At 67.8% G+C, this 844-nt stretch carries 1 protein-coding gene; it reads right to left on the bottom strand.

Annotated elements, in window-relative coordinates:
- The coding region (locus MOV74_RS39310) for a molybdopterin-dependent oxidoreductase (protein WP_246933006.1) at positions 1 to 844 on the bottom strand (844 nt) is incomplete at both ends.

Raw genomic sequence — 844 nt, 5'->3', positions numbered from 1 at the left:
CGGAAACGCGGCGCGGCCCGTCATCTGCACGCGGCCTTCGGTGTTGACGTAAATCGCGGACTTCTCGGTGTAAGCCGCCGCCGGCAGGATGACGTCGGCGCGGTGCGCGCCGCGGTCGCCATGGGTGCCGATGTAAACGACGAAGGTGCCGTCAGGCGCGTTGATCTCGTCGGCGCCGAGCAGGAACAGCAGGTCGAGTGTGCCGAACGTCGTCATCTGCGCGGCGTTGAGCCCGCCACCGGTTGCGGAGAAGCCGATATCGAGCGCACCGACGCGCGAGGCGGTCTCATGCAGCACGCCAAAGCCGTTCCAGCCATCCTTGAGTGCGCCGACATCGAGCGCCAGCTTCGCAGCGGCCGCGAGAATAGCCGCGCCGTCGTGGCGCGAGGCCGCGCCTCCGCCGACCAGGATGATGGGATTCTTGGCGTTCTTCAGCACGTCCATGAAGGAGTGCCTGCCGGCCGCGAGCTCACTGAGGGTCTCGGTGCCCGCGCCGAGGTGATCGTAATCGTAGGTCAGATCGACCTTGGCGCCGATCACGCCGATCTTGAAGCCGCCGGCGCGCCAGCGCTTGCGGATTCGGGCGTTGAATACGGCCGCCTCTTTCCGCGGATTGGCGCCGATGATGAGCAGCGCATCCGCCTGCTCCACGCCTGCCAGCGTCGGGTTAAAGATGTAGGAGCCGCGGCCGAGCGCGGGGTCGAAGGCATCGCCGCCCTGCACCGCCAGATTCGCCGAGCCGTACTTCGCGAGCAGATCCTTCAGCGCGAACATCTCTTCGACGCCGGCCAGATCGCCGGCGATCGCGCCGATGCGCTTGCCGTCGGTACGCGCCGCCTTGGCC

The organism is Bradyrhizobium sp. SHOUNA76 (assembly GCF_023006445.1).
GTDB lineage: Bacteria > Pseudomonadota > Alphaproteobacteria > Rhizobiales > Xanthobacteraceae > Bradyrhizobium.
This window is presented reverse-complemented; position numbering and strand designations above follow the sequence as displayed.